The following is a 24231-nucleotide window of genomic DNA, read 5'->3' on the forward strand; positions in this document are numbered from 1 at the left end:
AGTCTCTATAGTTTTTGTATGAAAAGGAAATTTATACTTGAAGCCATTTTAATAATCTTTATTTTTGACATCATTTGTGCATTTCTATAGGATAGTAATGGATAATTCTTCGTTATTATGAAGAATGTTTATACGGAACATTGAAAGGAGTCTATACATGGCACAATCACTTAAAGGCAAAGTAGCTCTTATTACAGGAGCAGGAAAAGGCATCGGTCGTTCAACTGCAATTGAATTAGCAAAAGAAGGCGTAAATATCGGTTTAATTGCTCGTACAGAGGCAGATTTAAAGGCTGTTGCTTCTGAACTGGAAGCATTTGATGTACAAGTTGCTTATGCAACAGCAGACGTTTCTTCTATGGAAGAAGTAAACGCAGCAGTTGAGCATCTACATACAAAATTAGGGGCAACGGATATCTTAATCAACAATGCGGGAATCGGTAAATTCGGAGGCTTTTTAGAGCTAGACCCAGCTGAGTGGAAACAAATCATTGATGTGAATTTAATGGGCGTTTACTACGTAACGCGCGCCGTTCTACCTCAATTAATCGAAAAAAATGGTGGAGACATCATCAATATTTCATCCACTGCTGGTCAAAAAGGCGCTCCCGTTACAAGTGCTTACAGCGCTTCAAAATTTGGCGTGCTTGGCTTAACTGAATCTTTAGCGCTAGAAGTGCGCAAACACAATATTCGTGTAACAGCTCTAACACCAAGTACAGTAGCAACGGAATTAGCATATAAAGAAAACTTAACGGATGGCAATCCTGATAAAGTGATGCAGCCTGAAGACCTAGCAGAAATTATGGTAGCACAATTAAAGCTGCATCCGCGTATTTTTATCAAATCTGCGGGCATGTGGTCTACAAATCCATAAACAAACATAGAAAAAGGAGAGCTTCAGCTCTCCTTTTTTGTGTCTTCTTTTATATGATGGTTAGCTTATTTACGTTTAGGCGTGATTTCTTCTGATAGTTCTTCAAAAGACTTTACTTTTCCATGCGATGGGTTTTGTGATTGCTTTCGTACGTTCCACTGACGCTCTTTTTGACTTTTAGACTGAGTCATTTTGCTTCATCCCCTTTTTATATGCTTACATGTAGTAGGATAAAACAAGCTGCTCTTTTCCATTCATCAAAACTGCTTCCAATTTCTTTACTGCTTAGCTAAATGTATTTTAAACCATTTATCAATTTCCGCGTTATATTGATCATAATAAGCAGTTAGCGGATGGTCTCCGTTTTTATACAGTACATATTTGTATTCTTTTCCCTGCTCATCTAGTTGTTTCACAAGCTTTTCAGCCTGAGTGTGATGAACTTTACGATCATGATCACCCTGTAAAATTAAAAGAGGTGAATTTACTTTATCGCTCCAGTAGACAACAGAACGACTTTTATACCTCTCTGGATACTGCGCCGGATCTCCTACAATTGTCCGCAGCACTTGTTTCATTTCAGGCCCTCTTTGGTCGTAGAATTGAAACATGTCTGTAATACCTGATTGTACGACAACAGCATCAAATTTAACGCCGTTTTTCATCGTTAAATACGTCATCATACCGCCGCGTGAATATCCTAGCGCTACCTTTTGCTGGTGATTTACATAAGGAAGCTGTTCTCCCCATTTAATAAGATTTAATACGTCGTCAATATCTTTACCGCCGTACGTCTCTGTTCCTTCACTTCCGCCATTTCCCCTGTATTGAGTCGCAACAACGACGTAGCCTTTACTTGCCCAGTATGACAAATACTGAAGTGTTTTTGCGCGAATCATGCCATGTTCGCGATTTCCTCCGCGATTATATACTAAAAGCGGATAATGTTTGTCTGCAATGTCTTTAGGCTGTACTAAAAACCCTTTTATCTTTAAATTATCACTAGGATACGTAATGCTATATACATCTACTTTATTTGAATAAGGCGATAATAAATTCAATTTTTCTTTATTTACATCATCACTTTCAGCTCGGTTAAAAACCGCTGTCACACCGAGCACAGCTACAGTGATTAATGCAATGATGCCCCATTTTTTCAACAGAAACCCTCTCCTCAATAAATATCTTTTCTCTTTTATAATGAGTGTTTTCATTTGCCTTTACCCTTCTTAAATGTTTGCTAAAAAGGGCATTCATCCCATCGCCAATACAGCTTATTTATCATACCGCAAAACCCAAATTTCTTCATTAATAAAGAAATAAGAATTCATACAAGTACATGAATAGGAAAGACGTATAGTAAATTGTATTATTAAATTATAGATTTGAAAAGTGGAATGATACTTTTTTTGTCGTTTTTTACCTGTCCTTTTTTAAAAAGAAAAAAGCCCAGTTAAGACTGAGCTTTTTTCTTGGCAATACCAATGCCTGTATATGCTAAAATAATTGAAAAAATCGGACATAAAATGCTAAAGAATGTAAATGGAATATAGTCAGCCGCTGGAATATTTAATGCAGTTGAAATAAAAGCTCCGCTGACACCCCACGGAATAATAGCATTAATAACCGTTCCACCGTCTTCAAGCGTTCGTGATAAGTTTTTCGGGTCTAAGTTCCACTTTTCATACAGCGGCTTAAACGTTTGCCCAGGCAGAAGAATTGATAAATACTGTTCTCCTGTAATAACGTTCACTCCAATTGAAGATAGAAGCGTAGCAAAAATAACGTCTCCGCTGCGGCGGATTTGTTTTGCTAATCCTTCTAATAAAGCATCAATAATTCCAACCGCTCTCATCAAGCCACCTAGCGACAAGGCAATCATGATAAGAGAAATAGAAAACATCATGGACTGTAATCCGCCTTTGTTTACAATCGCATCGACTACTTTATTTCCTGACTCGATTGCCGGCCCGCTTTGAAGAACCCCTAGCAATTGACTCAGCGTAAATTCATGCTGTGTAATCATTCCTGTAATAATGGCCGTTACAATCCCTAAAACTAACGTTGGCAATACATCGACTCTTCTCATCGAAAAAATAAGAACTAAGAGTGGAGAAAGCAACGTTAACACGTGTAAATTAAACGTATGTTTTAATGCTTCTTGAATTCCTTGAATTTCTCCGTAATTGACGCTTTCATGATTTCCGTTCATTCCAATTACCAATGCAATGATTGCTGTAATAACAATACTTGGAACCGTCGTCCACGTAATATGCTGAATATGTTTAGGGAGCGGTACTTCAACGATACCAGAAGCAAAATTTGTTGTATCAGACAATGGAGACATCTTATCTCCAAACACAGCTCCTGAAACAATCATCCCTGCTGCTAGCCCTGGATGTACACCAATAGCAGTTCCCACGCCAAATAAAGCGACTCCTACCGTACTGACGGTTGTTAATGAACTTCCCGTGAATGTTGAAACTAACACGGTGATAACCAAAGCACTAATTAAAAAGTACTGCGGTGAAATCCAGTGGAAGCCGTAGGATAAAATCGTCGGTATCGTTCCTCCTACCATCCAAATCGCAATGAGCATCCCGATCAGCATTAGAATAAGGATAGGCTTAATGCCAAGTCTAACACCGTCTAAAATGCCTTTCTCCATTTCTGTCCACTTATATTTCAACAAAAAGCCAATCACACTAATAAATGCTACACCAAATATTAGCGGAATATGAGGCGGGAGCTTTAACATAAATAATGAAATAAAAATAATAGCTAATAGCACCAAAACCACCGCTATTGATTGTATAAATGAAATTTCTTTTTTCATGAGGTATTCCCTTTCTATCTTTCTTTTTCACTTAAACGCTTTTATGCTTTTACGCAGTTAAGTGCAAACCTTCTTGAGTATAATTTTTATCCTTCTTGCTGTCAATAACTTATTTTATCCAACGGCAGGCTCTGCACTCATTTTTCCACTTTTCTTCTTATTAATATTTATTCTCTATCTAAGCAAATCATTGTACAAAATGCTTCTAATGTTTTTATATATATAAAACGGGTACACACAAAACACACGTTTTTTTAATGTACTACCTTTTGTACATAAGCGAGGAACTTCCCTCAAAAAATTTTTAAGCAAAAGACTTGAAAGTCAAAAAAGGTCAAAGTATAATGAGATTACGAAAGGTCAAGAAAGGTCAAACACCTGCTGATCTTCGATTAAAATCATTTAGGGAGGCTAATTAAATGATTTGTCAAAACTGTAATAAACGTGAAGCATCTATTCAATTAAATGTACAAACAAATAATCAAAAATCTCAATATCGTTTATGTCATACATGTTATCAAGCACTAATGAAAGAACATAAAATCCCATCAGGCTTTGGAGGTGGCGGCTTTATGAACATCGATGATTTATTCAAGCAAATGGCGCACGAACAAGCTGCACCGGAGCAGCCACAGCAAGGAAACGGCGGCGGAGGCTTTTTAGATCAATTTGGTCGAAACTTAACTCAAATTGCGAAAACGGGATTAATTGACCCTGTTATTGGCCGCGAAGAAGAAGTAGAGCGCGTCATTGAAATTTTAAATAGAAGAAACAAAAACAACCCGGTACTAATTGGAGAACCCGGTGTTGGTAAAACAGCTGTAGTCGAAGGGTTAGCTTTAAAAATTGCGGAAGGAAAAGTTCCTGCAAAGCTGCTAAATAAAGATGTATATCTGTTAGATGTAGCATCACTCGTAGCTAATACGGGCGTGCGAGGTCAATTTGAAGAGCGTATGAAACAGTTAATTTCTGAGCTTCAACAGCGAAAAAACGTGATTTTATTTATCGATGAAATCCACCTTCTTGTAGGAGCAGGTTCAGCGGAAGGTTCAATGGACGCAAGCAATATTTTAAAACCTGCTCTTGCACGAGGTGAACTTCAAGTAGTCGGAGCTACAACTTTAAAAGAGTACCGTTCCATTGAAAAAGATGCGGCTCTTGAACGACGTTTCCAGCCGGTTATGGTTCATGAACCGTCTGTAGAAGAAGCCGTTGAAATTCTAAAAGGAATTCAAAGTAAATATGAAGATTATCACGGCGTTAGCTATACAGATGAAGCGATCCGCGCTTGTGTAAATTTATCACACCGCTACATTCAAGATCGTTTCTTGCCTGATAAAGCAATTGACTTGCTAGACGAAGCAGGTTCAAAAATGAACTTACAGGCAGGCATTACAAATAAAGACGACGCAGCCGCTCGCTTAAAAGAAATTACAAAAGAAAAAGAGCAGGCGCTAAAGGATGAAAAATATGAAGTAGCGGCAAAACTTCGCGATGAAGAAGCTGCTCTTGAAAAACAACTAAACGAAGAACAGCAAAAAATGAATGTGGATATTGCTGACATTCAAGCCATTATTGAAAAGAAAACGGGTATCCCTGTTGGTAAACTTCAAGAAAATGAATCAGCAAAAATGAAGCATTTAGCAGAGCACTTAGCTCAAAAAGTAATCGGACAGCAGGAAGCTGTCGAAAAAGTAGCAAAAGCAATTCGACGTTCTCGCGCTGGATTAAAAGCGAAGCATCGCCCAATTGGTTCATTCTTATTTGTCGGTCCAACAGGTGTCGGTAAAACAGAGTTAACCAAAACATTAGCTGAAGAACTGTTCGGCTCAAAAGATGCAATGGTTCGTCTAGATATGAGTGAATATATGGAAAAACACGCGGTGTCTAAATTAATCGGCTCACCTCCTGGCTACGTAGGTCATGAAGAGGCAGGACAATTAACAGAAAAAGTACGCCGTAATCCTTATTCCATCATCTTACTAGATGAAATTGAAAAAGCTCATCCAGACGTTCAGCATATGTTTTTGCAAATTTTAGAAGATGGACGTCTAACGGATAGTCAAGGTCGCACAGTAAGCTTCAAAGACACGGTTATCATTATGACAAGTAACGCTGGTGTAGGTGAAAAGAAAATTACGGTTGGGTTTGACGCAGAAAATGATGCGCTTAAGCAGGCATCCGTTTTAGATTCACTTTCATCTTATTTCAAACCAGAGTTTTTAAATCGATTTGATACAATCATTGAATTTAATCACCTTGAAAAAGATAACTTGATTAAAATCGTTGACCTTATGCTTGCTGAATTAAAAGAAACATTACAAGAACAAAACATCACGCTGAGCGTAGCAGATGAGGTAAAAGAAAAACTGGCTGAACTTGGCTATCACCCTGCATTCGGTGCTAGACCACTCCGCCGAGCAATTCAAGAACAGCTTGAAGATCGAATTACAGATTTACTGTTAGATGATGCGGACGTATCAACAGTGAACGTAACGTTAAATGCAGCAAACGAAATCACCGTACAAAACTAATAGAAAAAGCGACTCTACTTGAGTCGCTTTTTTTTTATAGAAATACTTTCGTTTATTTACTTTCATCTGTTTTTTCGTCCGCACTATCCGTTGATTCTTCTTGATCATCAGCTGCTTCATCCCCAGATGAGTCATCTGCTTCGTCTTGCTTCATTGTTTCCTGTGAATCATCTGTTGTTGTATCCTCCGATTGAGTATCATCCGACTGTTCAGTTTGCTGTTCTGTTGCATCTTTTTCATCCGTTTGTGAGTTGCATGCTGTGATTAACATAATTGCTAGAAGTGATCCAAATAACTTGACTAATAAACTTTTGTTCATTTTACCGTCTCCTTTCGAATCATCTGAGCCTCTATGTAGTCACCATTCATATGGCTCTACTGGCAGTATAGCCTATCTAATTGGAAAAAAGTTCACTTTTACAAGGTTATCACAAAAGCTTTACATCTCCTTCATTTCGTTCATATTCCCCTCATATTTCCTTAATAGTTTATGACCAGCCACATTCTAGATCTATCTTCCTTGGTCTAAGTGCTCAATTCGGCTATTCACATAGTTGTAACTATGCTAATATGAGTGATATATTACTGTATCGTGCGACTAGCTGACTATGAAGTTATTCTCCTATAAAGTTATTCACCATTTAAGAAAGGGATTTTTTATGGAATCACACAACCTCATAAAAAAACGTAATTTTATTCTTTTACTTATTTTTTGGCTGCTGTATTTTGTCCACATTGTGTTATACCACTTTATTGCAGCTGATCCTCATCTGATTGTTTTTATAAGCGGAGGGGTTTTATTATTGGTAGTGACGGCTATGTATTACTTTCATTTTCATCCTGCTATCATTATGTATTCTTTTTTTATATGCTATTATGCCTATATTGCGTACATAACATCTATTGAACCTGCTGTTATTAATTATTTGTTTTTGTTTCTTGGAATAATTGTTAGCTTTATTTACTATAGCTATATCGCTATTGTAACTTCTACATTAATGTCCATAATAATTGTTTTGTACTTTTATGTAAGCAACACTCTTTTTACATCTGTGACTTTCGTGAAATTAGATATCGTTTATTTCATTTTGTTTACGCTGATCACAATGATTATTTTGTTGTATTGTGCTCATTTCTCTAAAAAATTGATTGCTATTACGACGGTCAAAATGAACAAAACCGAAGATGAACTTTACTCAGCTCAAGAGTATTTACAATCTTTTTTCACATACAATCGCGACGCCATTTCCGTATTCAGTCTAGACGGCAAAGTGATTAAAGTAAACGATGCTTTTGAGCAAATATACGGATGGAAAGCGGAAGAAATTGTCGGAAAAGCCATCCCATTTATTCCTGCTGGCTTAAAAGGCGACGCTGAAAACCGATTAGAAAGGGTTAAAAAAGGAGAAAAACTGGTAGCCTTTGAAACCCAAGATAAGCGAAAAGACGGAAAAATAATTGACGTAGAAATTACTGTTTCACCTATTTTTAATCGTGATCAGCAAGTCGTTGCGCTTTTTGGTATTTCACGCGATCTTACAGAAGAAAAGGAAACAGAAAAATTTCTTCGCCAAACCGATAAATTATCTTTAGCCGGCGAAATGGCAGCGGGCATCGCTCATGAAATTCGAAATCCGCTTACTTCCCTGAATGGATTTATTCAGCTTATTCATGAAGACAGCAGCCGCTACCATTCTTATACAACCATCATGCTGAGTGAACTGAATCGTATTAACTCAATCGTTGGAGAATTTTTATTGCTCGCTAAACCTCATGATACGGTTATGAAAAAACATGCATTCTCTACTATTTTAAATGACGTTATTCTTCTGTATGAATCAGAATGTGTATTAAAAAACGTCGTAGTTAAAACGCAGGTGGAAGCTCCGCATACATACATCTGCTGTGATGCCAATCAAATTAAGCAAGTACTCATTAATTTATTAAAAAATGCGCTCGAAGCTATGCCTAGCGGAGGAGAAATTCATTTAAACGTTACTCAGCATACTAAAGGCCTTACTATTTTCATTAAAGATACAGGAGTGGGTATTCCCTCAAATTTGCTTACGCACATTCAAAAGCCCTTTTTTACCACGAAGCCATCAGGCACCGGTCTTGGACTTGTTGTGATTAAAAACATTCTGTATCAGCATAAAGGAACATTTGAGATTAAAAGCACTGTGGGCGAAGGAACCAGCGTTACCCTTACGATTCCTTTATGGAAAGAAGGAACATGTCAATAAAAAAAAGCCGCAAACGCGGCTTTTTTTATAGCTTTTTATCATCAATACTATTTAAATAGCTTTCAATTTCATCTACTACAGACTGCACGCAGCCCTCTTCGAATGGAGAGATCAAATTCGCTTCCTCTACTAATTCTAAAAATGGCTTACTTCCGCCAAGCTTACACAAATGAACGTAATCTTGCCATGCTTGTTCATGATTTTCCCGATCTTTTTTCCAAAATTGAAATGCACAAATTTGAGCGAGCGTGTAATCAATATAATAAAACGGAGACGTGTAAATATGAAGCTGACGCTGCCAGAAGCCCCCGCTTTCTAGATAGTGATGGCCGTCATAGTTTTTAGAAGGCATATATTTCTTTTCAATTTCTCGCCACGTTTGTTTTCGTTCCGAAGGCGTCATCTCAGGGCGTTCGTATACAGCATGCTGAAATTCATCAACTGCTACCCCGTAAGGCAAGAAAGTTAAGCCTGAGCTTAAATGAGAAAACTGGTATTTATCTTTGTCCTCTTTAAAGAACAACTCCATCCAAGGCCATGTAAAATACTCCATGCTCATCGAATGAATTTCAGCTCCTTCATGCGTAGGCCAGTGATACTCATTGGTTTCCATATCTCGGCTGGAATACACTTGAAAAGCATGCCCTGCTTCATGCGTTAACACATCAATATCGCCTGATGTTCCATTAAAGTTTGAAAAAATAAACGGCGCTTTGTATTCTTCAATAAACGTACAGTAGCCTCCGCCTGCTTTGCCCTTTTTAGCGACTAAATCCATTAAATTATTTTCAAGCATAAAGGAAAAAAATTCGTCCGTTTCTTTAGAAAGCTCCTTATACATAACCCGTCCATTTTCAATAATCCACTTTTCATCACCTTTTGGCACTGCGTTTCCTGTTTCAAACTGAAACGGTTCATCATAATAAGTTAAGCTCTCTACTTGAATTCTTTCCTGCTGACGCTTTTTTAGTTTTTCAGTAAGGGGAACAATATACTCTTTCACTTGTTGGCGAAAAGCGGCAACCATTTCAGCATCGTACCCTATTCTAGACATACGAGCATAGCCCACTTCTACGAAATTTTTATAGCCTAATTTTTCAGCAAGCTTAGTCCGCACTTTTACAAGCTTGTCGTAAATATCATCAAATTCCTCTTCATGATCAGTAAAAAATTGAAACTTCGCTTCTGCTGCTTTTTTTCTCATTTCTCGATCAGATGACTCCATAAACGGATCGAGCTGAGCTAACGTTCTTTCTTCTCCTTCAAATACAATTTTAGCTGACGCCACTAGCTTCGTATATTGAGATGATAGCTTATTTTCTTCCTGCAGCTCTTTTACTATTTCAGGAGAGAACGTTTTTAACTGCATTTCAGCAAGAGAAAACAGCTGCTTTCCCCACTTTTCTTCTAGTTCCGGTTTAAAAGGTGAAGAGATTAAAGCTTTGTAAAATTTCTCTACGTATCCTTCTAAAAGCGGCTGTGTTTCATCAAAATAGTCTTGTTCTTCTTTATAAAATTCATTGGCTGTGTCGATAGAATGACGAATATAGCAGATGTTCCCCATTGTACTGTACTGAGAATACGCATCGTTTGCTAGACGAATTGCCTCATTTTGCTGACTGACTGACCCTGCTTCCGTAAAATGTGTAATGGCCTTTTCAAACTGCTTTTCAATTTCATTCATATCAGGTCGCGTATATGTATAATTCTCAAATTTCATCATTTATTCCCCTTCCTCTATTGTCTGTATGTAACCTAATTCGTTTTTATCCAGCTGTATTCCTGTTAATTTCAATTTTTTGTCACTTTTTATTTTTTATGTCGATTGGTCATGAAAGAAGTCATAGAAAAAACTCGTTTGTTCAACAGAAACAAACGAGCTTTCCTTACTTAATTAGTCGATTCCGGCAAAAATTCATCTGCATAGTGCCCTAGTTTCTTAAGCATCGAAATGGCAACTTCCTTTTCTTCGCTAGATAAAACGGATAAAATTTCATGAATTCTTTTTTCGTGACTCGGAAACATGCTTTCAATCATTCCCTTGCCTTGCTTGGTGATAGCTGCATAGGTTACGCGACGATCGTTCGGACAAGCAACGCGCTCCAAGAAGCCTTTTTTCTCAAGCTTGTCTACTACATACGTAATACTGCCGCTTGCCAACAGAATTTTTCCGCCAATTTGCTGAAGAGGCTGCTGGCCTTTGTGGTACAATAACTCTAGGACAGCAAATTCGGTTGGATTCATTCCATGCTGTTGAATAAATTTATGCACATGATCATTAATTGAACGATTGGCACGAGATAGTACAATAAATAATTTAAGAGATTGGTCTAACTCTTCTCTAGTTACATCATTCGTCATTTTAATCAGTTCCTTTGATATTATCTTGATATCAAGATAATACTAAAATTTCCCTTCAAAGTCAATCAAAGCAGGCTTATTTCATCGGTTATTCTCTCTGCTTGTACAATTTTTTTGATAAAAAATGTATATAAGTGGATTTATACATATGCTTTTAATACAATAAACATATGAACATTACATAAAAAGGTGAATGATTATGAAACCAACCCATTTATTATTTAATTCCGCGATTGGTTCGCAAAAGCCTGAAACAATCGTTAACCGGCAAAACCCCTGTCCCTTTTGCGACGTAGAATCTCTTACAGGCATCATTGAAAAACAAGGACCTATCATTTGGCTAAAAAATAAGTTTCCCGTTCTGCAAGATGCTTATCAGACGGTTATTATTGAGACCGATGAGTGTTCGTCAGAACTATCTATTTATCCAAAAGAACATCTGTATACCTTGCTGAGTTTTGCTACTGAACGATGGATATCGATGATGAACAGCGGAGAATATGCTTCTGTTCTTTTCTTTAAAAACCACGGCCCGATGTCCGGAGGATCATTACGACATCCTCATATGCAAATTATTGGTTTAAATGAGATGGATGTAAATGAAAATGTGAAGCTAGAGCAGTTTGAAGGAGTCACAATTGCCAAAAATGAACACGTCACATTTAATTTATCTGTAAAACCTCGAATGGGCTTTTTTGAATTTAACGTGATAACAGATCAGCTTGACAAAGAGCTGCACACGTTTGCAGATTATCTTCAAACGGCTGCTCACTATTTATTAAATCATTTTCATCGTAGCTGCACGAGCTACAACTTGTTTTTTTATAATCTTAAAAACGGCAAAATTGCAGCGAAAATCATTCCTCGCTTTGCCACATCTCCTTTGTATGTAGGATATGGCATTCCTCAAGTTTCCAATAAGCTTGAGCACATTGCTAACCAAGTTCAGGAGCTGTACTTCACCTAAAAAGTTGAACCTTCACTGGTTCAACTTTTTTGTAAAATTATTGCATAAAGCTGTTCATTTTTAAAATAGTCATGCTCATAGAAAACAAAAAAACATACACTAAAAGAACGATGTGAATTGAGGATAAAAAGAAGAATACGTAAAAGGAGACGGTTTATGACTGAGGTACTAATTGGAAGCATTCTTTCTGCGCTATCGACTGGAGTAGGCGCTTTGCCTATTCTATTTTTGAATCAAGAACTCACTCATCGCTGGAAAGATATACTTCTTGCGCTCACTGCAGGCATTATGACAGCAGCTTCTACTATGAGCTTAATTCCAGAATCTCTTCAAAGCGGCGGTTTTTTTTCCTTAGCGATTGGCTTACTGCTTGGCGTGGTAACATTAACACTCTTGGAGCAGAATATTCCTCACATTGATCTTGAGCATTCTAAAACCGGCATACAGTTTGATGAAAAAGCACTTTTAATTGTTTCCGCTATTACGTTGCACAACCTTCCTGAAGGACTGTCTGTTGGTGTTAGCTACGCTTCAAATGTTGAAAATACAGGGAACTTAATTGCCCTTGCAATCGGTCTTCAAAATGCACCTGAAGGACTGTTGGTCGCGCTATTTTTAGCTCAGCAAAATATCAGTAAAATAAAAGCATTTTTAATTGCTACCCTTACAGGATCAGTTGAAATTGTAACGTCTTTACTCGGGTTTTATTTAACTAATTTTGTGGAGTCTCTCGTTTCATATGGATTAGCGTTTGCTGCTGGAGCCATGCTTTTTATTATTTATAAAGAGTTAATTCCGGAAAGTCACGGCGATGGAAACGAAAGATTTGCTACTTATTCGTTTATTTTTGGTATTTTGTTTATGATTTTTTTAATTAACATTTTTTAAAGCTGAAGAGAGGCCACGGGCAGCGTAATTGTTTCACTGCCCGATCCCGAATGCTTGTCCTGCATTACAGCTTTGAAAAAGATAAAAAGCGGCTAATCAGTGTGGCAAACGATGTCTTTTCTTCCTCTTCTTTTAAACGCTGCTTTTGATAAACGAGTAAGAGCTGATCAAGCTCTTGACTACAGGTAACGGTTTCTTCATTAGTCAGACCTTTTTCTTCTCCGAGCTGCACCATCTTTTGTCTTTTTTGGACGATTTCCACTAATAATCTCTCTGATTTCGTTCTATTTCTCACTCCAAACACAAAATCCTCTCCTATGACAAAGAAATTAGCTTATAACGCATTATTACAAATTCTACTAAATATGTAAATAGAGTCGCAATAATAGACATTTTTTTCGCAAAAAAATTATTTTGTCGGAATTTACAAACGCTTACATTACTATAGGAATACCGTTTATCTTTTTTTTACAAGTTGTTTTTCGACAAAAGATGCTGCTTGTCGAATAAAAAAGAGGTTGAGACATAACGAAATAAATCCAAACGAAAGACGAACAAATGAGATACATGAGCTGGACTGCTTATGACACCGCAATTGATTTCCGTGCAAGGCTTCGCTTTCCGCGGGCGGCCGCTGAGCCTCCTCGTCGCTTTCGCTCCTGCGGGGTCTCACCTGTTCCGCTTTTCCCGCAGGAGTCTTCTCCTTGCCCTCCAATCAATTGCTAGAAGGAACGAAACAAATAAAACGATGTGCACCATCAAAAAAAAAAGAACCACTCATCAAACAGGTTGATGAATGGTTCTTTTTTTACTTGGACTCAACTACTTTTGTCCCAGCCTCTTTTTTATTCAGCTTTTTGAGCAGCGATTTGTACAGCATCCCATACCGTAGCAAAAGGAGGGGCATACGAAAGATCTAGCATGGTTATTTCATCTGTTGTGAGGCGGCAAGTAATAGCTGTCGCAAATACATCGATTCTTTTTGCAACTCCTTCTTTCCCAATCATTTGAACCCCCAAAATCTCTTTTGTTTCAGGATGATAAACAAGTTTTATCACAATCTTTTCAGCTCCTGGATAGTAAGAAGCATGACTCGGAGCCCCGGCTGTGATGGTTTTGTATAAAAGAGAATTTTCTCTTGCTTCTCTTTCTGAAATGCCGGTTTTTCCGATTTCATAGTCCATCACTTTGACAATGCTTGTACCTAGAACACCCGGAAATTTTCTATTTTCTCCCCCTAATCGGTAACCAAGAACCCTTCCCTGCTTATTGGCAATGGTTCCAAGAGCAATATGAACATCTTTTTTTAATACGCGGTGATAGCTCGTTGCACAATCTCCCGCTGCGTAGATATGAGGCACGTTGGTTTCCAACTTCTCGTTTACTAAAATAGCTCCATTTTCAAGCATTCTTAGTCCGTTTCTTTCTAAGAATTGCGTATTCGGACGAACTCCTACATTTACAATCACTAAATCCGTTTGGTACGTTTGACGGTTTGTTTGAACGTGAGTGACGGAACCATCTGAATGCAGCAATGCTTCCACTTCTTCTTCGAAATGAAATAAAATATCGTCATCTAGCTGCTTTTGTAGATGCTCTGCCATGTCTTGATCTAAAATAGATAGAATCTGCTTTCCCTGTTCAATGACCCGTACTTCTTTTCCCAAAGCCTTCATTGCTTCAGCTACTTCCATTCCGACATATCCTCCACCAATAATAGTGACTTTTTCTACGGAGTGAGCCTGTAGATATGTATAGATTCTTTCGCTGTCTTCTAATGACTTTAATGTGCATACATTCGGCATGTTATCACTCATAAAATTAGGTTTAACAGCCGTTGTTCCAGTTGCAATGATGAGTTCATCATATGTTATCTCTTTTTCAGCGTGCGTTTTGACATTTTGTGCTACTATGTATTTCTTTGTATGGTTTACTTCTTTAACTTCGTGAAAAAGATGGACGGAGATATTTCGCTCTTCAAACTCTTGTTTCGTACGAGCAATCAAATCGTCTTTTTCTTTTACAACACCTGACAAATAGTAAGGCATGCCACATGCGCTGTAAGAGATATCTCCACCTTTTTCAAACACAAGGATTTCCACTTCTTCTTTTTCTTTCATCCGGCGAAGCTGTGAAGCTGCGCTCATTCCGGCGGCTACTCCTCCTATAATGACGACACGTTTCATCTATACTCCCTCTTTCTACATAAATAATAGATTATACTATTGTTTTTCCTTATTCTTCCCGATTTCAAACGAAAAAAAACGGCTGTTTACACAGCCGTAGATGTTTGTTTCGAGCGGTAATACGTTAAAGCCAAGGCTCCTGCTAATACAGCTCCTTTAATAATATCTTGCATATAATACGGAACATTTAGCATCGTTAATCCATTTAACAGCACACCAATTAAAATAGAGCCAATCAGCGTCCCGAATACATTCGGTTTCCCTGCTCCAAATACGGAAAAGCCAATGTATGTCGCAGCTACGGCATCCATTAAAAATGGTGAGCCTGCGTTCACTTCTCCTACTCCAATACGGGCAGCTAAAACGACTCCTCCAATTCCAGCAAGCAAACCTGAAAACATATAGGCATACATACGATAACGATTAACCGGTACACCCGAAAGTCTTGCTGCTTCTATGTTACCTCCTGTTACGTAGAAAAAACGACCAAACTTTGTATAGGAAAAAACGATATGAACAAGCAGCACAGTCAGCAGCATAATGATCACAGGGACGGGAATACCTAGAAAGTGACCTTGCCCCAGCGCAAGGAAAGAAGGAATGAAAATTCCCGGAGCTCTTTCTCCGCTTGGTAAAGGCATATTGGTATAAATAGCTGAGCCTTTTGTATACGTTAATAAAATCCCCTGTACGATAAACATCATGGAAAGCGTGGCTAAAATATCAGGAATCTTTACTTTCACTACTAAAAAAGCATTCACTAACCCGATGAGAAGCGATGCAATAATCGGAACAATGATCGCGACTGCAATTTCTTGTCTATGTAAAACGAGCATAGAAGCTGATAAAATAGTGGCTAAACCAGCCGTAGATCCTACAGATAAGTCGAGTCCGTTGACGGTTAACGATATCGTTACACCAAGCGCAATTAAGGTAACAATGGAAATAGAGCGCAGAATATCACTAATGTTTTCTCCTGTTAAAAAGTTAGGTGTGGCAATGGAAAAAATAATCATAATAACAAAAATCATTAAGACTGTCCCATATTTGTAAAAAAAGTCGAAAACGCTTATTTTTCTCTTTGGTTTCGCTACAGGTTCTGTTACATACTCCGCACTCATCCTTTTACTCCTCCTGCTGTATAATAAAATAATTTTTCACTAGTTGCTTCTTCTTTGGATAATTCTTTCACGATTTTCCCGTTGTACATAACATAAATTCGATCCGCTACCCCTAGCAGCTCCTCGAATTCACAGGTTGCATAAACAACGCCTTTTTGCTGTGACACAAGCCCTGTAATTAAGTCGAATATCTCTCGCTTAGAGCCCACATCAACCCCTTTAGTTGGCTCATCGAACAACAGTACGTCAGAATCCGTAACAAGCCATTTTCCGATTGCTACTTTCTGCTGATTTCCACCGCTTAACGTTCCAACTGACTGCTCGATAGAATGAGACTTTACGCCAACTTGCCCAGTCGTTTTCTGCGCTTTTTCTTTGATCTTTCCTCGCTTTAGAAACGAATAATTTGTAAAGCGGGACAGACTTGGCAAAACTAAGTTATCGGCAATCGATTCATGAACAAAAATTCCTTCTTTTCTTCGTTCTTCAGGAACAAGAGAAAGACCTTGTGCAATATAATAATACGGCTGCTTATTCAACTTTAGTTTCTTGCCTTTTAACCGAACGCTGCCGCTGACATATTGCTCTAAACCAAATAGACTTCGGCAAAGCTCCGTTTTCCCTGCTCCTACAAGCCCTGCAATACCGACTACCTCTCCTTCTTTTACATGAAAAGAGATATTCGAAAGGCGCCCTGGAAGGGATAATGCTTCTACATGTAAAAGTTCGTTTCCAACTTCTACTGATTTTTTGACCCACTGTTTTACAGAAGACGTTCCTAACATGAGCGTAATCACGTCTTCAATTGATGTATGTGAAGTTTCTTTTGTAGCTACATAGCGTCCGTCCTTTAAAACCGTTAAGCGGTCGCAAATATCAACCACTTCTTGAAGACGATGTGAAATATAAATAATGCCTACTCCGCTTTTCTTCAGCTCTCTCATCACAGAAAACAATTGTTTCGTCTCTTCCACACTAAGAGGTGCGGTTGGTTCATCCAAAATTAAATAATCAACATTCTGTACAATTGCACGTGCAATAAGCACCTGCTGTTTTTCTGATAGAGTTAGATCAACAACATTTTTTTTAACGGATAAAGAAGAACCAAGTAAAGAAAGAGCTTCTTCCGCTTTCTTATAAATAGATTTCCAGTTTACAAATGTCTTACTTTTCTTAGAAACCTGCACGTCTAACACAATGTTTTCAGCTACTGATAGCGAAGGAATCAGCGCTACATCGACTTCTTGGTGTACAATGCCGATGCCGTGGCTCTTCGCTTCTTTAGGAGAAGAAATAGAGATTTCTCCTCCGTCTTTGTAGATCTTTCCTTCGTACTCGTCGTAAGCTCCGCACAATATTTTCATCAACGTACTTTTACCGGCACCATTGGCTCCCAATAAAGCATGAATTTCCCCTTTTTGAACAGTAAAATCAACTTTGTTCAGCGCTTGAAAAGAACCAAAGTTTTTTGTAATGTTCTTCATTGAAAGCTCGTTCGTCATGTCTGTCCCTCCACTTCTACTCTTTTTTACCCCATTCTTCTACGTACTGACTAAGCTGGTCCATATTAATCGTTTGATTAGGCAAGTCAGTTTGTTTGACTAAAACCGGATCAAAGGAATAATAACGAGGGATCTCTTGACCGGAAATCTTTTTAAGAAGCAGATCAACCTGCTTTTCTCCTACTGAAGCTGGGTTTACAGCAGCTGACGCTTTCCACGGGCTGTTTTTTGCCTGCATCATTTGCAGGTCTTCATCAGATAAGTCCACTCCGTATACCTTAATCTCATCTCGTCCTGCTTCTTTAATCGCTCTTGTGACTCCTTTTGCAAATTCGTCCCAAGGTGCCCAAACGGCTGCAATGTCTCCTTTATTTGGATACTGCTTTAATACAGCCGCCATTTTATTTTGAGTGTCTAGAGAGGTGTTGTCCGTTGCGCTTCCAAACGTGGCAATTTGTTTTACATCTGGATAGCGATTCATCATAATTTTATAAATGCTGTCGCGTTTTTCCATCGGTGCAAAGCCTCCAACAAACGCATATACAATATTTCCTTTTCCGTTAATGTCCTGCATCATTTGCTTTAACCCCTGGAGCGCAAGCATATAATCATCTTGGTCAATCGTTGTAACGCCTTCTACTTTTAATTCTACGTCTGTTGCAATAACGGGAATCCCTTTTGCAATCGCGCGCTTCACGCCAGGTTCAAGGGTTTCAGCCCGGCCGTGGTCAATCATAATACCGTCAACATTTTGGTTAATAGCCGTGTCTAAATACGCAGCCATTTTAGATTGATCATTATTAGAATCAGAAACGGATAGCTGTACTCCGGCTTTTTTAGCCGCTTTTGTCACACCTGTTATGTACTGAGCAGCGTGAGTGCCTGATGTAAATTCAGAAATAAGCGCAATTTTTGTATCTTTCGTAATCTGTTTTCCTTCTTGCTGTACAGGCTTAGCAGAAGCCGCTTGCTGCGCTGGAGCTGCCTGTGCTTTCTCGTTTAGACTTGGCTGTTCTTTCGTGCAGGCAGCCAGCGCAAAAACTAGAAGTACGAGCAAAGTAAGTGGCCACAGCATTTTTTTACTCTTTTTCATGGTGTTCCTCCTATTATACTTATTATTCATATAAAAATAGTTAGTTTTATAATAATCCAAAGAATACCCCGCTTTTAGATGTAAAAGCGGGGTGATCATGACCTATGCTTTACAAGTAGTTGTTATGCGTAAATAGGTACCCATCCTTCAGTTGTCACGAAAATTCGCACAGCGACTACTTTACGATCTTCCATTAGTGTAAAGTAATGAAGAATGTTTTCTGGTACTGAAATTAAATCGCCTGGCTCTAATTCAACATCAAAAAATTCGCCTTCTTTTCCTTGAATAACAAAGATTCCATGACCGCTTACGATAAAGCGAACTTCGTCATCTGTATGAATATGCTTGCGCTGAAAGTTTTTTAACAATTCATCAATGTTTGGTGTAGATTCCGATAACGAGATAACATCTTGAGCTTTATAGCCGCGGCGTTCAGAAATATCTTTAATATCCTCACCAAAAGCGTTTAAAATTTCTGTTTTTTCTTCATCAGTTAAATCATATTTTTCACGAAGATTTTCTGGAAGTTTTGTAATATCCCAGTTTTCATAAATAACTTCATTGTTTGCCAGAAAAGCTGATACTTCCTCTTGAGTTTCAATTCTTTTATTATTTACATGTAAGCGAATTTGCGCCATTTTTATTTCCTCCTTTTATAAATGCACCTTTGGCTTAATGCCTTTAAGTGATAGTAATTTCACATGGTAGCTAAATAGAAATTCATAGGCTTCTAGCGCTTTTTTTGTTTCAAACGCATTTTTCCCCCATACCGTAATCCCGTGGTTACGAATTAAAATCGCGCCTTGATCGCCTTTTATATGGTGAGAAAATTCTTCTGCTAGTGTCGGAATATCCGCGTAATTCGGAATAATCGGAACAGTAATTTCCGCATCTTCCTCCCAAATACCCAGTGCCTTAATAATTTCTTGGCCTTTGAATGAAATAAACCCTTCATCTCCGTACAGTTCAGAGATCACGTTGTTGTCGATTGTATGTACATGAAGGCTGCACCCAGCATTCGTTGACTCGTAAATCTTAACGTGTAAAAGCGTTTCAGCAGAAGGCTTTAAATGCGTTTCTTCTGCAGGCTTCCCGTATTGATCAACTAACAAAAAGTCTTCATTTGTGCGTTTTCTTTTATCTTTTCCACTTGCTGATACAAAGAAAGTTGTCGGATTTTGATCCACTTTAATCGCTAAGTTTCCGCTTGTACCGAAGAACCAATCGCGCTCTGCCAACTCATCTTTTATATCTGCAAGCTCGTGTAATCTTTGCTGAGCCATAATACTCATGCTTTCACCTCTTCTGTTAATTCTTGTAAATGGTGAATCACATCATAAAAAGTAGAAAAAGGACGATACGGTAGAGATAGCTCTTCGCATTTTTTAATTAAAAAGTCACGCGCAATGACAGTGTCAGCTAATTTGGCAGCCTGCAAATCTGTAATTGAATCGCCAATAACAACCATATGATCTCTTTCATCTGCAAGATGGCGAATAATCGTTGGCTTACAGCAGCCGCAGTCATTTGTACACTGTTTATCACATGTATGAGGCCACGTAATGGAAATATGCTCACCGGAAAAATCAGATCCGTTGCAGTAGAGCATTTCCTCTGCAACTCGATTTCCCAAAAGCGGTTTTACAAAAAAGTCAATTCCTCCGCTTACAATATAAAGCGGAATATGATGCTCTTTTGTATAGGCAATAAAATCATCAAATCCATCTCGAATAGCAGACGTCTCTAAAATATAAGAAATAATATCTTCCTTTAATTCCACGGGAAGCAAGGCAAACATTTGCCCTACTCCTTCTTGAATGGAGACGCGCTGTGCTAGCACGTCGTCTTTAATACTTTCCCACTCCGGAGGAGCAAATTGTTTCATAATAGCAATAATGTTATCGCTATTTGTGATTGTTCCATCAAAGTCACAAAAGATTTTTAACGATGTCATGCTTTCACCTCTGCTGTTCCCCATAGTTGCAAAGCTTTTTGCAACTCTTTTGATTCTTCCGCTTTTTCGGCTAGTGTTTGATGAGAGAGTACTGCATCTATCGCCGCACGGAATGCTTTTCCTCCTCCGATAGCGCCGTCTGGATGACCGTGAACTCCGCCTCCTGCATTAATAATGCTGTCGATTCCAAAGTCCTTCACAAGCTGCGGTACCATTCCAGGATGAATTCCTGCTGAAGGAACCGGGAAAGTCTGCTTATATTTGTACACAGGACGCGTTAATTCGTAGGCAATGCCTGTCGTATCTTCAAGAGAAAGCGCTACGGTTCCGTATGGTGATGGAAACAGTGAGAAATCCGCTCCGGCTAAGCGCAATAGTTTTCCAAGCAGTAATGAATTTGAAAAACCGTAAAACTCTGATGGCGTAAGCGCTCCGCTAACAGCTGGGTGTGCCATAATCGGCAAGTTAATTTCATCATCTTCTCGAAGTGCCTGCAGTACGTCTAACCCGTAAGCAAATACGTTGAATAAAAGAACATCGGCTCCTAGCTCAGCTGCTTTTCTCGCTTTTTCTTTTAATTCAAACGTTCGTCCCGTTAAATTAACAGCATACAGCGTGCGGTGTCCCGTTTTTTCGTATACGTCATTCAGTACTTTTTTTCCTTCTGTAACGCGAGTTTCAAAAGGTGTTCGTTCACTATCAAACAAAATCTCGTCGTCTTTAACCAAATCCACTCCGCCAAGCGCTTGCTCACGCAACTGAGTTGTTAAGTACGTCATGTCTCTTCCAATCACGCCTTTAAAAATACTCATCACAAGCGGACGGTCATAAACGCCTAGTTTCTCTCGTATACCTTCTATTCCAAAGCGCGGTCCTGGGAATTCAGCTAATAATTCATCAGGAAAATCCAAGTCTAATAATTTCACTTTTCCATCAAGTGATAGTTTTCCGAAAACCGTAACTAAAATAGCCGGTAAATCTCTTGAAAAGTTGGCAGTAGGATAAGCAATTTTGACAATAGCCTGCTTAACCTCTCCGCCTAAATATCCGTTAACACGTTCGCAGTCTTGAAGCTCAGTTACGGATACGACGCGCCCTTTATGCTTTTGAAGCTGCTGTTGATCTAAAAGCGGCAGATCTGTCCATGAGCCGACGGTTAGTCCTAAAGCGATTCCTTCCGCTTTTTTATGAAAATTTCCTTTATTGTCATGTAGTAAGTAGCTTGCAACGATTTCACTCATTATGCTAAAAACTCCCTTGCTGTTTAATATCGTTAATAAAAAAACCTCTTCTGTGATTAAGAAGAGGCTTTCGTTGCTCTTCTTATCTCTCAGCTGCTGCTGCAAGAATTAGCACCGTGCTTAACATGCGTTAAGTCGGTTGCCGGGCTTCATCGGGCTAGTCCCTCCACCTACTCTTAATAAGAAAGTTGCTATTTATTTAAATTGAATTCGTAGATTATATACTAAATAAAAAATACCGCTAGGATTTATCGGTTATTAATCTCGTTAACTTCTTACATATTAAGCCAACTCAAAAAGGATTGTCAATGCGTTTTTAAAATAAATTTAATTTTTTTATTCGAGATACAGCTTCTCTCATGCGCTCTTCATCCGTCAGCAGTCCTACGCGCACATAGCCTTCACCATATGTTCCGAAGCCTACTCCAGGTGCCACTACAACGTGGGCTTTTTCAAGAAGTAAATCTGAAAATTGTTCAGAAGTATATCCTTTAGGAACTTTTAGCCATGCAAAAAAGGAACCCGCTGGAGATGTAACGTCCCAACCAATTTCTTGAAGCCCTTGAATAAAGGTATTGCGTCTAGATTCATAGCGCTTAACTAAATCATTCACACATTGTTGAGATTCTAACAGAGCTGCCGCTGCTGCCTCTTGAACCGCCCCAAAGAGGCTGACATACATATGATCTTGAAGAAGATTAATAGCTTCTACTACACTTTCATTTCCTACAGCAAATCCAACTCGCCATCCCGCCATGTTATACGTTTTAGAAAGAGTATAAATTTCAATTCCCGTCTCTTTTGCACCAGGAGTCTGTAAAAAGCTGATTGGCTTTTTACCATCAAATCCAATGGCTCCGTAGGCAAAGTCGTGTACCACACAAATATCGTGCTTGGCAGCAAACGCCACGGTGTCTTCAAAAAATTCTGCCGTTGCCACTGCACCGGTAGGATTATTCGGATAGTTTAAAAACATGAGCTTTGCCTGTTCTTTAGCACGTTCACCTATCTCTTCGTATACGGGCAGAAAATGATTTTCAGCCGTGAGCGGCATCACTTCCATCTTTGCTTTTGCAAGCTCTACTCCAGACCAGTAATCAGGATATCCAGGATCCGGAACCAGCACCGTATCTCCAGGGTTTAATAAGCACTGCGGGATTTCAACAAGTCCACCCTTCCCGCCAAACAAAATAGCTACTTCTTTTTCAGGATCCACATCAACGCCATATTCTCGTTTATAAAAAGTCGCAACGGCCTCTTTCAAAAACTGGTGCCCCCGAAATGGAGAATATTTATGATGCATAGGATTAGCACTTGCTTTTTGCAGTGTTTCTACAATATGTGAAGGAGTAGGCTGATCAGGATTGCCCTGCCCTAAGTTAATAACGTCGTGCCCTTGGGCCATTACTTTTCCTACCTTGCCTACAAGTGATGCAAAAAATTGTTTTGGTAAACTTTTTAATAGTTCCGATTGCTCAAATTGTTTCATCATCGCACACCTTCTCAAAAAATTCTTGAAATTCTAGTCACAAATAATATATTGTAATACTCAACTTGTAAAGTCATTTTTTTCAACTACTACAAAAAGGACGGATGATAAAGTGAGTGTAAAAATCACGTGTTTGCAGCTTGATATTGCGTTTGGAAACCCAACTAAAAACCGAAAATATATTCAACAAAAAATGACGGAAGCTCTGAAAGAAAACCCTGACATCCTTGTGCTTCCTGAGCTATGGGATACAGCTTATGATTTGACGCGGCTAGACGAAATTGCCGATGATGAAGGACAGCAGGCCAAGCAATTAATCTCTCAATTTGCTAAAACGAACGAAGTAAATATTGTAGCAGGTTCGATCGCGAAAAAAACAGAGCAAGGCGTCACAAATACGATGTATATTTTTGACCGAAAAGGTCGTGAAGTGTCACAATACAGTAAGCTGCACTTATTTAAATTAATGGATGAGCACCTCTATCTAGAAGCAGGAACAGCAAAAAATCTTTTTACACTTGAACAGTCTTTATGCGCAGGAGTTATTTGTTACGATATTCGTTTTCCAGAATGGATTCGCGTGCATACTAGCAGCGGAGCAGAAGTCTTATTTGTTGTTGCTCAGTGGCCGGCTCCAAGACTTGCCCATTGGAAAGCACTGCTCATTAGCCGCGCAATCGAAAATCAATGCTATGTAATCGCGTGTAATCGTGTAGGCCAAGATCCTAATAATACATTTGCCGGACATTCCTTAGTCATCGATCCGTGGGGAGAAATAATCGCTGAAGCTGGCGATAGCGAAGAACTTTTAAGTGCCGACGTTAACCTGGAACTTGTAAAAGAAATTCGTAAACAAATTCCTGTCTTTACAGATCGCCGCACAGAATTTTATTAATTATGTATTGACAGCCGTTTTTTTGCATGATACGATTTTCACCA

The 24231-nt window shown here is 38.7% G+C and carries 23 protein-coding genes and 1 riboswitch; of the genes, 6 read left to right on the top strand and 17 right to left on the bottom strand.

Going from position 1 to position 24231, the window contains the following annotated elements:
* Positions 1-157 precede the first annotated feature (157 nt).
* Positions 158-877: a 3-ketoacyl-ACP reductase gene (locus ACH6EI_RS18190; protein ID WP_028414153.1), complete on the top strand. Its 720-nt coding sequence runs from the start codon at positions 158-160 to the stop codon at positions 875-877.
* A 65-nt stretch (positions 878-942) separates the two neighbouring features.
* Here the strand turns inward: ACH6EI_RS18190 and ACH6EI_RS18195 are convergent, their stop codons facing one another.
* The 3 genes from ACH6EI_RS18195 to nhaC form a co-directional block, all read right to left on the bottom strand.
* Positions 943-1068: a DUF6254 family protein gene (locus ACH6EI_RS18195; protein WP_013082238.1), complete on the bottom strand. Its 126-nt coding sequence runs from the start codon at positions 1066-1068 to the stop codon at positions 943-945.
* An 87-nt stretch (positions 1069-1155) separates the two neighbouring features.
* Positions 1156-2037, bottom strand: coding sequence for an alpha/beta hydrolase family protein (locus tag ACH6EI_RS18200; RefSeq protein WP_014461062.1), 882 nt, complete (start codon positions 2035-2037; stop codon positions 1156-1158).
* Between the two features lie 293 nt (positions 2038-2330).
* Positions 2331-3713: a Na+/H+ antiporter NhaC gene (gene nhaC / locus ACH6EI_RS18205; RefSeq protein ID WP_155008285.1), complete on the bottom strand. Its 1383-nt coding sequence runs from the start codon at positions 3711-3713 to the stop codon at positions 2331-2333.
* A gap of 419 nt (positions 3714-4132) precedes the next feature.
* Here nhaC and ACH6EI_RS18210 point away from each other — a divergent pair, with 419 nt between their 5' ends.
* Positions 4133-6247 carry an ATP-dependent Clp protease ATP-binding subunit gene (locus ACH6EI_RS18210; protein WP_049163562.1) on the top strand — a complete coding sequence of 705 codons (2115 nt, stop codon included), beginning with the start codon at positions 4133-4135 and terminating at the stop codon, positions 6245-6247.
* A gap of 52 nt (positions 6248-6299) precedes the next feature.
* Here ACH6EI_RS18210 and ACH6EI_RS18215 read toward each other — a convergent pair whose 3' ends face one another.
* The gene (locus ACH6EI_RS18215; RefSeq protein ID WP_049163559.1) at positions 6300-6566 is read right to left on the bottom strand and encodes a hypothetical protein; all 267 of its coding nucleotides are present in this window, start codon (positions 6564-6566) and stop codon (positions 6300-6302) included.
* 340 nt (positions 6567-6906) lie between these two features.
* On the opposite strand from ACH6EI_RS18215, the gene ACH6EI_RS18220 reads away from it, so the two are divergent.
* On the top strand, positions 6907-8490 hold the full coding sequence (locus tag ACH6EI_RS18220) for a PAS domain S-box protein (protein WP_033578377.1): 1584 nt from the start codon (positions 6907-6909) through the stop codon (positions 8488-8490).
* 25 nt (positions 8491-8515) lie between these two features.
* Here ACH6EI_RS18220 and ACH6EI_RS18225 read toward each other — a convergent pair whose 3' ends face one another.
* Both ACH6EI_RS18225 and ACH6EI_RS18230 read right to left on the bottom strand, forming a co-directional pair.
* Positions 8516-10210, bottom strand: coding sequence for a M3 family oligoendopeptidase (locus ACH6EI_RS18225; RefSeq protein ID WP_033578376.1), 1695 nt, complete (start codon positions 10208-10210; stop codon positions 8516-8518).
* Between the two features lie 170 nt (positions 10211-10380).
* Positions 10381-10851, bottom strand: a complete 471-nt coding sequence (locus ACH6EI_RS18230) for a MarR family winged helix-turn-helix transcriptional regulator (protein WP_033578375.1) — start codon at positions 10849-10851, stop codon at positions 10381-10383.
* Between the two features lie 199 nt (positions 10852-11050).
* On the opposite strand from ACH6EI_RS18230, the gene ACH6EI_RS18235 reads away from it, so the two are divergent.
* Together ACH6EI_RS18235 and ACH6EI_RS18240 are read left to right on the top strand one after the other, a co-directional pair.
* A complete protein-coding gene (locus ACH6EI_RS18235; RefSeq protein ID WP_028414160.1) occupies positions 11051-11818 on the top strand; it encodes a DUF4931 domain-containing protein in 768 nt (255 codons plus the stop codon).
* Positions 11819-11974: 156 nt separating this feature from the next.
* Entirely contained in the window at positions 11975-12706 is a 732-nt protein-coding gene (locus tag ACH6EI_RS18240; RefSeq protein WP_028414161.1) for a ZIP family metal transporter, read from the top strand.
* A 64-nt stretch (positions 12707-12770) separates the two neighbouring features.
* Here the strand turns inward: ACH6EI_RS18240 and ACH6EI_RS18245 are convergent, their stop codons facing one another.
* The 11 genes from ACH6EI_RS18245 to ACH6EI_RS18295 all read right to left on the bottom strand — a co-directional run bounded on the left by ACH6EI_RS18245 (position 12771) and on the right by ACH6EI_RS18295 (position 23292).
* Complete coding sequence (locus ACH6EI_RS18245) at positions 12771-13010, bottom strand: aspartyl-phosphate phosphatase Spo0E family protein (RefSeq protein ID WP_013082228.1); 240 nt, start codon at positions 13008-13010, stop codon at positions 12771-12773.
* A 277-nt stretch (positions 13011-13287) separates the two neighbouring features.
* Positions 13288-13425 carry a hypothetical protein gene (locus ACH6EI_RS18250; protein ID WP_165573317.1) on the bottom strand — a complete coding sequence of 46 codons (138 nt, stop codon included), beginning with the start codon at positions 13423-13425 and terminating at the stop codon, positions 13288-13290.
* 126 nt (positions 13426-13551) lie between these two features.
* Positions 13552-14892 (bottom strand): CoA-disulfide reductase, encoded by a 1341-nt coding sequence (locus tag ACH6EI_RS18255; protein WP_028414162.1) that lies wholly within the window; start codon positions 14890-14892, stop codon positions 13552-13554.
* A gap of 86 nt (positions 14893-14978) precedes the next feature.
* Positions 14979-16013: an ABC transporter permease gene (locus ACH6EI_RS18260; RefSeq protein ID WP_028414163.1), complete on the bottom strand. Its 1035-nt coding sequence runs from the start codon at positions 16011-16013 to the stop codon at positions 14979-14981.
* Positions 16010-17515 (bottom strand): sugar ABC transporter ATP-binding protein, encoded by a 1506-nt coding sequence (locus ACH6EI_RS18265; RefSeq protein WP_028414164.1) that lies wholly within the window; start codon positions 17513-17515, stop codon positions 16010-16012. The genes ACH6EI_RS18260 and ACH6EI_RS18265 overlap by 4 nt, the downstream gene beginning before the upstream one ends.
* 16 nt (positions 17516-17531) lie before the next feature.
* Complete coding sequence (locus ACH6EI_RS18270) at positions 17532-18608, bottom strand: sugar ABC transporter substrate-binding protein (protein ID WP_063247578.1); 1077 nt, start codon at positions 18606-18608, stop codon at positions 17532-17534.
* 122 nt (positions 18609-18730) lie between these two features.
* A complete protein-coding gene (locus tag ACH6EI_RS18275; RefSeq protein WP_099330753.1) occupies positions 18731-19246 on the bottom strand; it encodes a 1,2-dihydroxy-3-keto-5-methylthiopentene dioxygenase in 516 nt (171 codons plus the stop codon).
* Positions 19247-19261: 15 nt separating this feature from the next.
* Entirely contained in the window at positions 19262-19900 is a 639-nt protein-coding gene (locus tag ACH6EI_RS18280) for a methylthioribulose 1-phosphate dehydratase (RefSeq protein WP_028414166.1), read from the bottom strand.
* Positions 19897-20562: a 2-hydroxy-3-keto-5-methylthiopentenyl-1-phosphate phosphatase gene (locus ACH6EI_RS18285; protein ID WP_099330752.1), complete on the bottom strand. Its 666-nt coding sequence runs from the start codon at positions 20560-20562 to the stop codon at positions 19897-19899. The genes ACH6EI_RS18280 and ACH6EI_RS18285 overlap by 4 nt, the downstream gene beginning before the upstream one ends.
* Positions 20559-21803: a 2,3-diketo-5-methylthiopentyl-1-phosphate enolase gene (mtnW, locus tag ACH6EI_RS18290; protein ID WP_099330751.1), complete on the bottom strand. Its 1245-nt coding sequence runs from the start codon at positions 21801-21803 to the stop codon at positions 20559-20561. The genes ACH6EI_RS18285 and mtnW overlap by 4 nt, the downstream gene beginning before the upstream one ends.
* Before the next feature lie 79 nt (positions 21804-21882).
* Positions 21883-21989: riboswitch (SAM riboswitch) on the bottom strand.
* Positions 21990-22119: 130 nt separating this feature from the next.
* Positions 22120-23292, bottom strand: a complete 1173-nt coding sequence (locus tag ACH6EI_RS18295; RefSeq protein WP_028414169.1) for a pyridoxal phosphate-dependent aminotransferase — start codon at positions 23290-23292, stop codon at positions 22120-22122.
* 112 nt (positions 23293-23404) lie between these two features.
* On the opposite strand from ACH6EI_RS18295, the gene ACH6EI_RS18300 reads away from it, so the two are divergent.
* Positions 23405-24187 (top strand): carbon-nitrogen family hydrolase, encoded by a 783-nt coding sequence (locus ACH6EI_RS18300; RefSeq protein WP_028414170.1) that lies wholly within the window; start codon positions 23405-23407, stop codon positions 24185-24187.
* Positions 24188-24231 lie beyond the last annotated feature (44 nt).

Source organism: Priestia sp. JSM ZJ58 (assembly GCF_044383985.1).
Taxonomy (GTDB): domain Bacteria; phylum Bacillota; class Bacilli; order Bacillales; family Bacillaceae_H; genus Priestia; species Priestia zanthoxyli.

Bases quoted from the DNA above. Each gene is read 5' to 3' on its own strand.
- ACH6EI_RS18195 (WP_013082238.1), bottom strand. From the start codon at position 1,068: ATGACTCAGTCTAAAAGTCAAAAAGAGCGTCAGTGGAACGTACGAAAG.
- ACH6EI_RS18215 (WP_049163559.1), bottom strand. From the start codon at position 6,566: ATGAACAAAAGTTTATTAGTCAAGTTATTTGGATCACTTCTAGCAATT.
- nhaC (WP_155008285.1), bottom strand. From the start codon at position 3,713: ATGAAAAAAGAAATTTCATTTATACAATCAATAGCGGTGGTTTTGGTG.
- ACH6EI_RS18225 (WP_033578376.1), bottom strand. From the start codon at position 10,210: ATGAAATTTGAGAATTATACATATACGCGACCTGATATGAATGAAATT.
- ACH6EI_RS18230 (WP_033578375.1), bottom strand. From the start codon at position 10,851: ATGACGAATGATGTAACTAGAGAAGAGTTAGACCAATCTCTTAAATTA.
- ACH6EI_RS18235 (WP_028414160.1), top strand. From the start codon at position 11,051: ATGAAACCAACCCATTTATTATTTAATTCCGCGATTGGTTCGCAAAAG.
- ACH6EI_RS18210 (WP_049163562.1), top strand. From the start codon at position 4,133: ATGATTTGTCAAAACTGTAATAAACGTGAAGCATCTATTCAATTAAAT.
- ACH6EI_RS18270 (WP_063247578.1), bottom strand. From the start codon at position 18,608: ATGAAAAAGAGTAAAAAAATGCTGTGGCCACTTACTTTGCTCGTACTT.
- ACH6EI_RS18260 (WP_028414163.1), bottom strand. From the start codon at position 16,013: ATGAGTGCGGAGTATGTAACAGAACCTGTAGCGAAACCAAAGAGAAAA.
- ACH6EI_RS18275 (WP_099330753.1), bottom strand. From the start codon at position 19,246: ATGGCGCAAATTCGCTTACATGTAAATAATAAAAGAATTGAAACTCAA.
- ACH6EI_RS18285 (WP_099330752.1), bottom strand. From the start codon at position 20,562: ATGACATCGTTAAAAATCTTTTGTGACTTTGATGGAACAATCACAAAT.
- ACH6EI_RS18265 (WP_028414164.1), bottom strand. From the start codon at position 17,515: ATGACGAACGAGCTTTCAATGAAGAACATTACAAAAAACTTTGGTTCT.
- ACH6EI_RS18255 (WP_028414162.1), bottom strand. From the start codon at position 14,892: ATGAAACGTGTCGTCATTATAGGAGGAGTAGCCGCCGGAATGAGCGCA.
- mtnW (WP_099330751.1), bottom strand. From the start codon at position 21,803: ATGAGTGAAATCGTTGCAAGCTACTTACTACATGACAATAAAGGAAAT.
- ACH6EI_RS18295 (WP_028414169.1), bottom strand. From the start codon at position 23,292: ATGAAACAATTTGAGCAATCGGAACTATTAAAAAGTTTACCAAAACAA.
- ACH6EI_RS18280 (WP_028414166.1), bottom strand. From the start codon at position 19,900: ATGAGTATTATGGCTCAGCAAAGATTACACGAGCTTGCAGATATAAAA.
- ACH6EI_RS18190 (WP_028414153.1), top strand. From the start codon at position 158: ATGGCACAATCACTTAAAGGCAAAGTAGCTCTTATTACAGGAGCAGGA.
- ACH6EI_RS18240 (WP_028414161.1), top strand. From the start codon at position 11,975: ATGACTGAGGTACTAATTGGAAGCATTCTTTCTGCGCTATCGACTGGA.
- ACH6EI_RS18220 (WP_033578377.1), top strand. From the start codon at position 6,907: ATGGAATCACACAACCTCATAAAAAAACGTAATTTTATTCTTTTACTT.